General features: G+C 71.3%; 11 protein-coding genes. All 11 read left to right on the top strand.

All coding sequences use genetic code 11. The annotated features are described in order from the left end of the window. The first annotated feature begins 204 nt into the window (after positions 1 to 204). Positions 205 to 1,374 (top strand): trans-sulfuration enzyme family protein, encoded by a 1,170-nt coding sequence (locus ACQKM2_RS39960; protein ID WP_427718931.1) that lies wholly within the window; start codon positions 205 to 207, stop codon positions 1,372 to 1,374. A gap of 102 nt (positions 1,375 to 1,476) precedes the next feature. Next, entirely contained in the window at positions 1,477 to 1,983 is a 507-nt protein-coding gene (locus ACQKM2_RS39955) for a MaoC/PaaZ C-terminal domain-containing protein (RefSeq protein ID WP_427718928.1), read from the top strand. A 35-nt stretch (positions 1,984 to 2,018) separates the two neighbouring features. Further along, the gene (locus tag ACQKM2_RS39950) at positions 2,019 to 2,858 is read left to right on the top strand and encodes a class I SAM-dependent methyltransferase (RefSeq protein WP_427718925.1); all 840 of its coding nucleotides are present in this window, start codon (positions 2,019 to 2,021) and stop codon (positions 2,856 to 2,858) included. Beyond that, positions 2,855 to 3,901 (top strand): class I SAM-dependent methyltransferase, encoded by a 1,047-nt coding sequence (locus tag ACQKM2_RS39945; protein ID WP_427718923.1) that lies wholly within the window; start codon positions 2,855 to 2,857, stop codon positions 3,899 to 3,901. The genes ACQKM2_RS39950 and ACQKM2_RS39945 overlap by 4 nt, the downstream gene beginning before the upstream one ends. 86 nt (positions 3,902 to 3,987) lie before the next feature. Next, positions 3,988 to 4,881 (top strand): diiron oxygenase, encoded by an 894-nt coding sequence (locus ACQKM2_RS39940; RefSeq protein ID WP_427718921.1) that lies wholly within the window; start codon positions 3,988 to 3,990, stop codon positions 4,879 to 4,881. Between the two features lie 32 nt (positions 4,882 to 4,913). Further along, on the top strand, positions 4,914 to 5,789 hold the full coding sequence (locus tag ACQKM2_RS39935; RefSeq protein WP_427718919.1) for a hypothetical protein: 876 nt from the start codon (positions 4,914 to 4,916) through the stop codon (positions 5,787 to 5,789). A gap of 1 nt (position 5,790) precedes the next feature. After that, on the top strand, positions 5,791 to 6,561 hold the full coding sequence (gene acpS / locus ACQKM2_RS39930; RefSeq protein WP_427718917.1) for a holo-ACP synthase: 771 nt from the start codon (positions 5,791 to 5,793) through the stop codon (positions 6,559 to 6,561). Next, positions 6,558 to 7,766 carry a methionine adenosyltransferase gene (metK, locus tag ACQKM2_RS39925; RefSeq protein WP_427718915.1) on the top strand — a complete coding sequence of 403 codons (1,209 nt, stop codon included), beginning with the start codon at positions 6,558 to 6,560 and terminating at the stop codon, positions 7,764 to 7,766. Before acpS ends, metK begins: the two co-directional genes overlap by 4 nt. 1 nt (position 7,767) lies before the next feature. Further along, complete coding sequence (locus ACQKM2_RS39920; RefSeq protein ID WP_427718913.1) at positions 7,768 to 8,739, top strand: carbohydrate kinase family protein; 972 nt, start codon at positions 7,768 to 7,770, stop codon at positions 8,737 to 8,739. Further along, entirely contained in the window at positions 8,736 to 12,194 is a 3,459-nt protein-coding gene (gene metH, locus ACQKM2_RS39915; protein WP_427718911.1) for a methionine synthase, read from the top strand. The genes ACQKM2_RS39920 and metH overlap by 4 nt, the downstream gene beginning before the upstream one ends. 35 nt (positions 12,195 to 12,229) lie before the next feature. Further along, positions 12,230 to 12,903 (top strand): adenosylhomocysteinase (locus ACQKM2_RS39910; RefSeq protein ID WP_427718909.1); only part of this gene is annotated, 674 nt, incomplete at its 3' end.

Here is a 12,903-nt window from a genome sequence, read left to right as displayed (position 1 = left end):
GTGGCGCTGCAGACGGGCCGGCCGCGGCCGTGGCTGTCGACCCTGTTCGGGCCGGGACGTCCGCCCCGGACGTCGGGCGACCCCTTTTTCCGCGCCCGCACCCGGCGTCCGCACCCGGCACCTGTACCCGGCACCTGTACCCGGCACCCGGCACCCGCACCCGGCGCCCGCACCCCGCCCCCCGAACGAAAGGCAGACCCCTCGATGAAGGACATCCGCACCCGCGCGGTGCACGTGGCACACGAGCTCGAAGTCCCCGCGAGCCGACCGCTGTCCGTACCGCTCGTCCAGTCCTCCGCCTTCGCCTTCGACTCCGCCGACGCACTGGCCCGGGCCATGGCCGGCCCCGACGGCGACTACGTCTACAGCCGCCGCGGCAACCCCACCGTGCGCGCCCTGGAACGCACCCTCGCCGGACTGGAGGGCGGGGCCTCGGCCATCGCCTTCGCCTCCGGGATGGGCGCCATCAGCGGGGTCCTGCTCGCCCTGCTGCGCCCCGGCGACCAGGTGATCGCGCAGCGCTGCCTGTACGGGGGGACGTACGCGGCGCTCGGCGACCTGAAGGAGCGCTACGGCGTACGGGTCGACCACATCGGCGGCGACGACGTCCGGGAGTTCGAGGCGCTCGCCGGGCCCCGCACCCGGCTGCTGGTCCTGGAGACCATCGCCAACCCCACCGGCCAGGTCCCCGACCTGCCCGGCCTGCTGGCGGCGGCCCGGCGCCTCGGGGTGGTCAGCGCCGTGGACAACTCCCTGGCCTCGCCCGTCCTGTGCCGCCCGATCGAGCACGGCGCCGACATCGTGCTGCACTCCACCACCAAGTACCTCGCCGGGCACTCCGACGTCCTCGGCGGCGCGGCCGTCTTCGCGGACGACGCCCTGCGCCGGGAGGTGTGGCCGCGCACCGTCGAACTCGGGTCCAGCGCCGACCCGTTCGCCGTCTGGCTGACGCTGCGCGGGATCGCCACGCTGCCGCTGCGGATGCGCGAGCACTGCGCCAACGCCGGCCTGCTCGCGCAGCGGCTCGCCGCCCACCCCGCCGTGGCCGCCGTCCACTGGCCGTGGCTGGGAACGCACCCCTCGTACGCGATGGCCCGCAAGGTGCTCTCCGGCGGCGGCGGGCTGCTCTCCTTCGACCTGCGCGGCGGCCGCGACGCGGGCCGCGCCTTCGTCGAAGGGGTGCGCCTCGCGCGGCTCGCGCTGTCGCTGGGCGGGGTGGAGACGCTGGTCACGCACCCCGCCAGCACCTCCCACCGGGAGCTGGACGAGGGGGCGTTGGCGCGCGCCGGCATCGGCCCGGGCCTGGTCCGGATGTCGGTGGGGATCGAGGACCCGGAGGACCTCTGGGAGGACGTGGAACAGGCACTGCGATAGAACGGGCGGTGCGGTCTTCTTTTGGGTTGACAAAATAATCAGCTGATTCGTAGATTGGTTCACGCCAGAGAAACCACTTCTCTCCGTCAAGGGGGTTGCGTGATGCGCTACTTCGAGGACTTCCGGACCGGCGACGTCCACGAACTGGGCACCGTCACCGTCACGACGGAGGAGGTGCTGGAGTTCGGCAGGCGCTTCGACCCGCAGCCCTTCCACACCGATCCGGCGCTCGCCGCCCGGACCCCGTTCGGCGGCCTGATCGCCAGCGGCTGGCACAGCGCCTCGATGTTCATGCGCCGCTACGTCGACGGGCTCCTCGCCTACAGCGCCTGTACCGGCTCCCCCGGCGTCGACGAGATCCGCTACCTGCGGCCCGTCCGCCCCGGGGACGTGCTCACGGCGCGCGTCGAGATCCTGGGTTCGCGCCCCTCGCCGTTCAACCCGCGCACCGGCGTCGTCCAGCCCAAGTGCACGCTGGCCGACGCCGACGGGAACGTCGTGTTCAGCATGATCCTGCACAGCATCTTCGAGCGCCGGCCCGCCGAGTGCGACGCCCCGCACCCCGCCGCCGCCGAGGACCCCGTCGTCCGCGTCCGCTCCCTGGCCTGACCATCCCCCCGCCCCACGAGTGAAGGGAGCCTCCCGTGGAGGCCGTATCCCGCACCGCCCAGTGGACCGCCGCCGCGCGGGCCCTGGAAACCGAGCGCGAGGACCGGCTGTTCGCCGACCCGTACGCGCGCACCGTCGCCGACACCATCGGCTTCGACCTGCTGGAGCGCTACGCCGGCGCCGGCACCGTGCCGTTCCTCGCCATCCGCACCACCTACCTGGACCGGCAGATCGTCCGGACCGTCCGGGAACACGGCATCCGCCAGGTCGTGTTCCTCGCCGCCGGCATGGACACCCGCTTCTACCGGCTCCCGTGGCCCGACGGCGTCACCGTCTACGAACTCGACCGGCCCGCGCTCCTGGAGGCCAAGGCCGAGATGCTCGCCGGCGAGCCCGCCCCCGCCGGACGCACCCGCGTCACCGTCCCCGTCGACCTCACCCAGGACTGGACGGGTCCCCTGGAGGCAGCCGGCTGGCGCGCCGACCAGCCCGTGCTCTGGGTCGTCGAGGGCCTCCTCTTCTTCCTCCCCGAGGACGCCGTGCGCGGCCTCATCTCCACCCTCGCCGGCCACTCCGCGCCCGGATCCGTCCTGCTCGGCGACGTCATCAGCAAGGCCGCCCTGCAGAACCCGCTCTCCCGGCCCTTCCTCAACTGCCTCGAAGAGGACGGCAACCCGTGGCTCTTCGGCACGGAGACCCCCGAGGACCTCCTCGCCGAATGCGGCTGGGACGTGCGCGAGGTCCGCCAGCCCGGCGAGGACGGCGCCGACTTCGGCCGCTGGCCCTACCCGGTGCCCGCCCGCAGCATCCCCCGCGTCCCGCGCTCCTTCCTGTTCACCTGTGACCTCCCGACCGCCGAGGTGAAGGCAGCATGACCGCCGTCCACGACTTCCACCAGCGCGTCATCAGCGACGCCGGCGCCGCCGTACGCGGCCTGACCGTCGCCCTCGGCGAGCGGCTCGGCCTGTACCGGGCGCTGGCCGAGGCCGGACCGCTGACCCCCGCCCAGCTCGCCGAACGCACCGGGATCGACACCCGCTACGCCGAGGAGTGGCTGCACGCCCAGCTGAGCGCCGGATACGTCGAGCGCCACCCGAGCGCCGGCACGTACACGCTGCCCGCCGACCACGCCCCCGTGCTGGCCGACCCCACCGCCGTCACCTTCGCCGCCGGGTTCTTCACCGCCCTCAAGGCCCTCTACGGCACCGAGGACCTCCTCGTCGACGCGTACCGCACCGGCGAAGGCGTCGGCTGGGCCGAGCACGACCCGGCCCTCGACACCGGCATGGGCAGCTTCTTCCAGCCCACCTACGAGCACCGCCTCGTCCCCGAATGGCTGCCCGCCCTCACCGGCGTCACCGGCAAACTCGCCGCCGGCGGCACCGTCGCCGACGTCGGCTGCGGGGTCGGCCACACCACCCTGCTGATCGCGAAGGCCTTCCCGCAGGCGACCGTCCACGGCTTCGACTACTCCGAAGAGGCCATCGCCATCGCCCGCCGGCTCGCCGACGAGGCCGGCCTCTGCGACCGCGTCGTCTTCGAGGTCGCCTCCGCCGACGACTACCCCGGCACCGGCTACGACCTGGTCACCTTCTTCAACGCCCTGCACGACATGGGCGACCCGGTCTCCGCCGCCCGGCACGTGCACAAGTCCCTGGACGCCGACGGCACCTGGATGCTCGTCGAGTCGAACGTCTCGCCCGACGACATCGACACCCAGACCCCGGCCGCCCGCATGTTCATGGCCCTCTCCGCCGTCATGTGCCTGCCCGTCGCCGTCGCCCAGCGCGGCCCCCACGCGCTCGGCAACCACTCCGGCGAGAAGGCCTTCCGCGGCATCGCCGAAGAGGCCGGCTTCACCCGCTGGCGCCGCGCCACCGAGACCCCGGTCAACGCCGTCTACGAAGTCCGGCCGTAGGCCGCCGGGCCCGCCGCACCGGGCCCGCGCCGCGAGCGACGGGCCGCCCCGGCGGCCCCGCACCACACACACCCCGAGGAGTCACCATGGGCGTCACCGCCCCCCTGCCGGTCACCGACCGGTTCCTTGAAGTCCTGGAACGGCTCAGCCACCGCTCCATCGAGGAGTACTACAACCCCTACCAGCAGTTCGACTGGCCCGAGAAGCTCGACGAGGGCCGCATGTGGATGACCCCCGAACTGCTCACCGTCTACGGCACCCCCTTCTACGAGGAGCTCGGCGAGGAGACCCTCCAGCGCCTCTCCAAGTGGGAGAGCATCAACTTCTACAGCCTCAACGTGCACGGCATCCGCGAACTGCTCATCGAGGTCGTCGGACGCATCCACATGCCCGGCTTCGAGGTGCCCTCGGACTTCTTCCACCACTTCATCGGTGAGGAGAACGAGCACATGTGGTTCTTCGCCGAGTTCTGCCGCCGCTACGGCGACAAGATCTACGGCTCCACCGCCCTGCGCGCCGACTCCGCATGGGAACCGGAGGTGGAGAACTTCCTGGTCTTCGCCCGCATCCTGTTCTTCGAGGAGCTCGTCGACCACTACAACACGCGGATGGCACGGGACGAGGACCTCTGCCACACCATCCGCGAGGTCAACCGCATCCACCACCAGGACGAGTCCCGGCACATCGCCTTCGGCCGCGAACTGGTCTCCCTGCTCTTCGACCGGATGCGCCAGGCCGTCCCCGCCGCCCGCGTCGCCGAGGTCGAGGCCTACCTCAAGCGGTACGTCGTCTACAGCCTCAACTCCCTCTACAACCCGCACGTCTACCGCGACGCCGGCATCGCCGACCCGGTGGGCCTGCGCAACGCACTGGTCGCCGACGAGCGCCGCCGGCCCTTCGAGCGCAAGACCATCCGCAAGCCGCTCGGATTCTTCCTGAAGACCGGGATCTTCACGGACGACGTCCTGCCCGTCGTCTGAGAGGCCCACCGCCGTCCGAGAGGTGACTCCCCATGACCACCATGACCACCGCCGCCACCGCCACAGCCGCCGCCCCGGGCACCACGGGCCTGCCGTCGCTCGGCCCCGAGGGCACCGCCCTGCTGCGGCTGCTCGACGACACCTTCGAGAGCTGGGGCGTCCAGGCCGGCGCCCGCTCGATGACCATGCCCCCGCTCCTGCCGGCCGCCGACCTGGCCCGGCTCGACTACTACGACAACTTCCCCCACCAGGCCGTCGTGGCGGCCCCGCTGAACCTGGACGTCCGGGACACCAGCGAGTTCTGCGCCGACACCGGCTGCTTCCCCTGCGACGCGCTGGAACCGGCCGCCCTCGGCCTGCCGTCCGCGTCCTGTTACGCCGTCTACATCGACCACCAGGGCCGCCCGGCCGCCGACGACGAGCTCGTCACCGTCGTCGGCTGGTGCTTCCGCAAGGAGGCGCACTACGAGGGACTGCGCCGCCAGCTCGGCTTCCGCATGCGGGAGATCGTCGCCATCGGCACCCGCGAGCACGCCGAACAGCACCTGGCGACCTTCACCCGGCGGATCAACGCCTTCGCCGAGGCCCTGGACCTGCCGCTCAGCCGCGAGGCCGCCTGCGACCCCTTCTTCGACAAGGGCAGCTCCAAGGCCGTCCTCCAGCGCCTGACCCCGGTCAAGCACGAGTTCCTGTACGAGGACCTCGCGATCGCCTCGGTCAACACCCACCGCAACTTCTTCGGCGACCGGTGCGAGATCCCCCTCGCCTCCGGCGGCGGCCCCGCCTTCACCAGCTGCGTCGCCTTCGGACTGGAGCGCTGGCTGTCCGCGCTCACCCGACGCCACGGCAGCTGGGGTGCCGCGACCGCGGCGGTCCTGCGCGCGAACGCGGCCGGGCCGGCGATCTGAGGTGCCGACCCGACCCGTCGCCGCCCCGCCGGCGGGCGGCCTGGGCTGGGCGAACCTCGGCATGGACATCGTGTCCGTCACCCGTGTCCGCCGGCTCCTGCGCCTCTACGGCGAGGACTTCTTCCAGCGCATGCTCACCCCCGGTGAACTCGCCGACTGCCGCACCTCCGCCAAGCTCGACGTACTGAGCCTGTGCGGGCGGATCGCCGCCAAGGAGGCGGCGTTCAAGACCCTCCGCGTCCGCGCCGTGTTCCTTCCCTGGCGGGACATCATCGTGCGGCGCTCCGAGGGCGGCTGGCCCCTCGTCGAACTCCACCGGTCCGCCGCCGAGATGGCCGAGCGGTCCGGCATCGCCGGGATCACCGTGACCATCAGCCACGACGTGGACTACGCGGTGGCGGTCGCCGCCCCCGTACTGGACCCGCACGCCGTCCCGGAACCCCTCCCGCGGCCGGGCCCCGCCCCGGAACCCGCACCCGCGCCCCCCACCCCACCCGTACACAGCACTTCAAGGAGAGACACCATGTCCGACGGTCTGCAGCTCGTGAAGAACTGGCTCCTCGCCCGCCACGAGGAACTCGACGACATCGCCGGCGACCTCGACCTCATCGAGACCCGGCTGATCGACTCCCTGTCCTTCGTCGAGTTCGTCTTCCTGCTGGAGCAGCACAGCGGCCGCGCCATCCAGCTGGAGACCCTGGAGGTCGACGAGATCCGCACCCTCGACGCCATCCGCACCCACTTCTTCACCGCCAAGGCGGTCCAGGCATGAGCAAGCGGCTCTTCACCTCCGAATCCGTCACCGAAGGCCATCCCGACAAGATCGCCGACCGGATCAGCGACACGGTCCTCGACGCCCTCCTGCGCGAGGACCCGGCCTCCCGCGTCGCCGTCGAGACCCTCATCACCACCGGCCAGGTCCACATCGCCGGAGAGGTCACGACGACCGCGTACGCGCCGATCGCCGAACTCGTCCGCGGAGCCATCCTCGACATCGGCTACGACTCCTCCAAGAAGGGCTTCGACGGCGCCTCCTGCGGCGTGTCGGTGTCCATCGGCGCCCAGTCCCCGGACATCGCCCAGGGCGTCGACACCGCCTACGAGCAGCGCGTCGAGGGCGAGGGCGACGAACTCGACCGCCAGGGCGCCGGCGACCAGGGCCTGATGTTCGGCTACGCCACGGACGAGACGCCCGAGCTGATGCCGCTGCCGATCCACATCGCGCACCGCCTCTCGCGCCGCCTGACCGAGGTCCGCAAGAACGGGAAGATCCCCTACCTGCGCCCCGACGGCAAGACCCAGGTCACCATCGAGTACGACGGCGCCAAGGCCGTCCGCCTCGACACGGTGGTGGTCTCCACCCAGCACGCCGCCGACATCGACCTCGACTCCCTCCTCACCCCGGACGTCCGGGAGTTCGTCGTCGAGCACGTCCTCGCCCAGCTCGCCGAGGACGGCATCAAGCTGGACACCGAGGGCTACCGACTGCTGGTCAACCCGACCGGCCGCTTCGAGATCGGCGGCCCGATGGGCGACGCCGGCCTCACCGGCCGCAAGATCATCATCGACACGTACGGCGGCATGGCCCGCCACGGCGGCGGCGCCTTCTCCGGCAAGGACCCGTCGAAGGTGGACCGCTCGGCCGCCTACGCCATGCGCTGGGTCGCCAAGAACGTCGTCGCCGCCGGCCTGGCCGCGCGCTGCGAGGTCCAGGTCGCCTACGCCATCGGCAAGGCCGAGCCCGTCGGCCTCTTCGTCGAGACCTTCGGCACCGGCACCCTGCCCGACGAGCGGATCCAGGAAGCCGTCTCCGAGGTCTTCGACCTCCGCCCCGCCGCGATCGTCCGCGACCTCGACCTGCTCCGGCCGATCTACGCCCAGACCGCCGCCTACGGCCACTTCGGCCGCGAGCTGCCGGACTTCACCTGGGAGCGCACCGACCGCGTGCACGCCCTGCGCAAGGCCGCCGGGGTCTGACATGCGCATCGCTGTCACCGGGTCCATCGCGACCGATCACCTGATGACCTTCCCCGGCCGGTTCGCGGACCAGCTGCTCGCGGACCGGCTGGACCGGGTCTCCCTGTCGTTCCTCGCCGACAACCTGGAAGTGCGACGGGGCGGGGTGGCGGCGAACATCGCGTTCGGACTGGGCGTACTGGGCCTGCGCCCGTCGCTGGTCGGCGCGGTGGGCGGGGACTTCGAGCCCTACCGGGTGTGGCTCAAGGACCACGGGGTGGACACCGACTCCGTCCGCGTCAGCGACACCCGCCACACCGCCCGCTTCGTCTGCACCACGGACCGGGAGCAGAACCAGATCGCGACCTTCTACGCGGGCGCGATGGCCGAAGCCCGCGAGATCGACCTGCGGGAGGTCGTCGCCCGCCACGGCCGGCCGGACCTGGTCCTGGTCTCCCCGGACGACCCCGAGGCCATGCTCCGCCACACCCGCGGCTGCCGCGAACTCGGCATCCCCTTCGCCTCCGACCCCTCCCAGCAGCTGGCCCGGCTCGGCCGCGACGAGGTGCGCGAACTGGTCGACGGCGCGCAGCGGCTGTTCACCAACGAGTACGAGTCCGCCCTGCTGTGCGAGCGGTCCGGACTCACCGAGGAGCAGGTCCTGCGGCGCGTCGGCTCCTGGGTCACCACGCGGGGCGAGGACGGCGTGCGGATCCGCACGGCGGGCCGCGACACGCTCACCGTGCCCGCAGTGGCGGTCGCCGAGGTCGTCGACCCGACGGGCGTCGGCGACGCCTTCCTCGCCGGCACCGCCTGGGGCGTCCCCGAGCGGTACGCGGCCCGGCTGGGCTGCGCGGTCGCCGCGACCGTACTCGACCACACCGGCACCCAGGAGTACCGCCTGGAACGCGAACCGCTGCTCGCCCGGCTCCGCACCGCCTACGGCCCGGCCACCGCGACGGAACTGTCCACACACCTGGGGGCCCTGGAATGAGACGGTCACTGCGGGAGGAGCTCGCCAGACGCGTCGTCGTCGCGGACGGCGCCATGGGCACCATGCTCCAGGCCGCCGACCCCGCCCTGGACGACTTCCTCGGGCTGGAGGGCTGCAACGAGGTCCTCAACCTCACCCGCCCCGACATCGTCCGCTCGGTCCACGACGAGTACTTCGCCGTCGGCGTGGACTGCGTCGAGACCAACACCTTCGGCAGCAACCTGTCCGCGCTCGCCGAGTACGGCATCGAGGACAAGGTCTACGAGCTCTCCGAGGCCGGAGCCCGCATCGCCCGCGAATCGGCGGACGCGCACACCGCCCGGGACGGCCGGCCCCGCTGGGTGCTGGGCTCCCTGGGCCCCGGCACCAAGCTGCCCACCCTCGGGCACGTGGGGTACGACCCCCTGCGCGAGGCCTACCAGCAGAGCGCCGAGGGCCTGATCCGGGGCGGCGCGGACGCCCTGCTCGTGGAGACCACCCAGGACCTCCTCCAGACCAAGGCCGCCGTCATCGGCGCGCGAAGGGCACTGGACTGGTGCGGAATGGGCGACCTCCCGCTGATCGTGCAGGTCACCGTGGAGGCGACGGGGACCATGCTGCTGGGTTCCGAGATCGGGGCGGCGCTGACGGCTCTGGAGCCGCTCGGGATCGACATGATCGGTCTGAACTGTGCGACGGGTCCCGCGGAGATGAGCGAGCACCTGCGCTACCTGGCCCGCAACGCCCGCATCCCGCTGTCCTGCATGCCGAACGCGGGCCTGCCGGTACTGACGAAGCAGGGAGCGCACTACCCGCTGTCGGCCCCGGAGCTGGCGGACGCGCAGGAGACCTTCGTCCGCGAGTACGGGCTCTCCCTCGTCGGCGGCTGCTGCGGTACGACGCCGGAGCACCTGCGGCAGGTCGTGGAGCGGGTCCGGGGCACGGCGATCACCCAGCGCTCTCCGCAGCCGGAGCCGGGCGCGGCGTCGCTGTACCAGACGGTGCCGTTTAGGCAGGACACCTCGTACATGGCGATCGGTGAGCGGACGAACGCGAACGGGTCGAAGAAGTTCCGTGAGGCGATGCTGGACGCCCGCTGGGACGACTGCGTGGAGATGGCCCGGGACCAGATCCGTGAGGGCGCGCACATGCTGGACCTGTGCGTGGACTACGTGGGCCGTGACGGTGTCGCGGACATGCAGGAGCTGGCCGGCCGTTTCGCCACCGCCTCCACCCTGCCGATCGTGCTGGACTCGACCGAGGTCCCGGTGATCCAGGCGGGTCTGGAGAAGCTGGGCGGGCGTGCGGTCATCAACTCCGTCAACTACGAGGACGGTGACGGGCCGGAGTCGCGTTTCGCGAAGGTCACCCGTCTGGCGCAGGAGCACGGCGCGGCGCTGATCGCGCTGACCATCGACGAGGAGGGCCAGGCCCGCACGGTCGAGCACAAGGTCGCCATCGCCGAACGCCTCATCGAGGACCTCACCACGAACTGGGGCATCCGCGAGTCGGACATCCTCATCGACACCCTCACGTTCACGATCTGCACGGGGCAGGAGGAGTCCCGCAAGGACGGGATCGCGACGATCGAGTCGATCCGCGAGCTCAAGCGCCGCCACCCCGACGTGCAGACCACCCTGGGCCTGTCGAACATCTCCTTCGGCCTGAACCCGGCCGCCCGGATCCTGCTGAACTCCGTCTTCCTCGACGAGTGCGTCAAGGCGGGCCTGGACTCCGCCATCGTCCACGCGTCGAAGATCCTTCCCATCGCGCGGTTCGACGAGGAGCAGGTGACCACCGCTCTCGATCTGATCTATGACCGGCGTGAGGGTGATTACGACCCGCTGCAGAAGCTGATGGCGCTGTTCGAGGGCGTGAACACGAAGTCGATGAAGGCCGGCAAGGCCGAGGAGCTCCTGGAGCTGCCGCTGGAGGAGCGTCTTCAGCGGCGGATCATCGACGGGGAGAAGAACGGTCTGGAGGCGGACCTCGGCGAGGCCCTGCAGACTCGCCCGGCGCTGGACATCGTCAACGACACCCTCCTGGAGGGCATGAAGGTCGTCGGCGAGCTGTTCGGCTCCGGCCAGATGCAGCTCCCCTTCGTCCTCCAGTCCGCGGAGGTGATGAAGACGGCGGTCGCCTTCCTCGAACCGCACATGGACAAGAGCGACGGCGAGGGCAAGGGCACGATCGTGCTGGCCACCGTCCGCGGGGATGTCCACGACATCGGCAAGAACCTCGTCGACATCATCCTGACCAACAACGGCTACAACGTCGTGAACATCGGCATCAAGCAGCCGGTCTCGGCGATCCTGGAGGCCGCGCAGGAGCACAAGGCCGATGTGATCGGCATGTCGGGGCTGCTGGTCAAGTCGACGGTGATCATGAGGGAGAACCTGGAGGAGCTGAACCAGCGCAAGCTGGCGGCGGACTACCCGGTGATCCTCGGCGGCGCCGCCCTGACCCGCGCCTACGTGGAGCAGGACCTCCACGAGATCTACGAGGGCGAGGTCCGCTACGCCCGCGACGCCTTCGAGGGCCTGCGCCTCATGGACGCCCTCATCGCCGTCAAGCGCGGCGTCCCCGGCGCCGAACTCCCTCCCCTCAAGCAGCGCCGCGTGCCACCCCGGGCAGCCGTACTCGACGTGCACGGGCCGGAGGAGACCGGCGGCCGCTCCGACGTCGCCGTCGACAACCCGGTGCCCGAGCCGCCGTTCCTCGGCACCCGGGTCGTCAAGGGCATCCGGCTCAAGGAGTACGCGGGCTGGCTCGACGAGCAGGCGCTCTTCAAGGGCCAGTGGGGCCTCAAGGACGCGGGCTCCATCGAGACGGAGGGGCGGCCCCGGCTGCGCGGATGGCTGGACCGGCTGCACACCGAACGGCTCCTGGAAGCGGCCGTGGTCTACGGCTACTTCCCCTGCGTCTCCAAGGGCGACGACCTGATCGTCCTGGACGAGGACGGGGGAGAGCGGACCCGGTTCACCTTCCCCCGCCAGGGCCGCGGACGCCGGCTCTGCCTCGCCGACTTCGTACGCCCGGACGACTCGGGCGAGATCGACGTCGTCGGCTTCCAGGTGGTCACCGTCGGTTCGAGGATCGGCGAGGCCACGGCCAGGCTCTTCGAGTCCGACTCCTACCGGGAGTACCTGGAGCTGCACGGCCTCTCCGTCCAGCTCGCCGAGGCCCTCGCCGAGTACTGGCACGCCCGGGTCCGCGCCGAACTGGGCATCGCCGGGTCGGATCCGGCCGCCATGGACGGCATGTTCCGTACCGAGTACCAGGGCTGCCGCTACTCCCTCGGCTACCCGGCCTGCCCCGAGCTGGCCGACCGGGCGAAGATCGCCGACCTGCTCCGGCCGGAGCGGATCGGCGTCCACCTCTCGGAGGAGTTCCAGCTCCACCCCGAGCAGTCCACCGACGCCATCGTCATCCACCACCCCGAGGCCGGCTACTTCAACGCCGGAGGCCGCCGATGACCTCCGGCGCCGGACGAGTTCAAGGAGCACTTCCCATGTCTGACGGGTTCACGGACTTCAAGGTCGCGGACCTCTCCCTCGCCGCCTTCGGCCGCAAGGAGATCACCCTGGCCGAGCACGAGATGCCGGGTCTGATGTCGATCCGCAAGGAGTACGCCGAGGCGCAGCCGCTGGCCGGAGCCCGCATCACCGGCTCCCTGCACATGACGGTCCAGACCGCCGTGCTGATCGAGACCCTCGTCGCCCTCGGCGCGGAGGTCCGCTGGGTGTCCTGCAACATCTACTCGACGCAGGACCACGCCGCCGCCGCCGTCGCGGCCGCCGGGATCCCGGTGTTCGCCTGGAAGGGCGAGACGCTGGAGGAGTACTGGTGGTGTACGGAGCAGGCCCTGACCTGGCCCGGGCACGCCGGCCCGAACATGATCCTGGACGACGGCGGTGACGCCACCCTCCTCGTCCACAAGGGCGTCGAGTCCGAGAAGGCCGGGGCCGTTCCCGACCCGTCGACCGCCGACAACGAGGAGATGGCCCTCGTCCTCGAACTCCTGGGCCGCACCTCCCTGAACTGGACGGAGCTCGCCTCCGGGATCCGGGGTGTGACCGAGGAGACCACTACCGGCGTCCACCGCCTCTACGAGATGATGGCCGAGGGCACCCTGCTCTTCCCGGCGATCAACGTGAACGACGCCGTGACGAAGTCGAAGTTCGA

Source organism: Streptomyces sp. NPDC004126 (assembly GCF_050275515.1).
Classification (GTDB): domain Bacteria; phylum Actinomycetota; class Actinomycetes; order Streptomycetales; family Streptomycetaceae; genus Streptomyces.
Note: the sequence above shows the minus strand (reverse complement) of the source record. Positions and strands in the feature narration are given on the sequence as shown.

Bases quoted from the DNA above. Each gene is read 5' to 3' on its own strand.
- ACQKM2_RS39960 (WP_427718931.1), top strand. From the start codon at position 205: ATGAAGGACATCCGCACCCGCGCGGTGCACGTGGCACACGAGCTCGAA.
- ACQKM2_RS39935 (WP_427718919.1), top strand. From the start codon at position 4,914: ATGACCACCATGACCACCGCCGCCACCGCCACAGCCGCCGCCCCGGGC.
- metH (WP_427718911.1), top strand. From the start codon at position 8,736: ATGAGACGGTCACTGCGGGAGGAGCTCGCCAGACGCGTCGTCGTCGCG.
- ACQKM2_RS39940 (WP_427718921.1), top strand. From the start codon at position 3,988: ATGGGCGTCACCGCCCCCCTGCCGGTCACCGACCGGTTCCTTGAAGTC.
- metK (WP_427718915.1), top strand. From the start codon at position 6,558: ATGAGCAAGCGGCTCTTCACCTCCGAATCCGTCACCGAAGGCCATCCC.
- ACQKM2_RS39920 (WP_427718913.1), top strand. From the start codon at position 7,768: ATGCGCATCGCTGTCACCGGGTCCATCGCGACCGATCACCTGATGACC.
- ACQKM2_RS39945 (WP_427718923.1), top strand. From the start codon at position 2,855: ATGACCGCCGTCCACGACTTCCACCAGCGCGTCATCAGCGACGCCGGC.
- ACQKM2_RS39955 (WP_427718928.1), top strand. From the start codon at position 1,477: ATGCGCTACTTCGAGGACTTCCGGACCGGCGACGTCCACGAACTGGGC.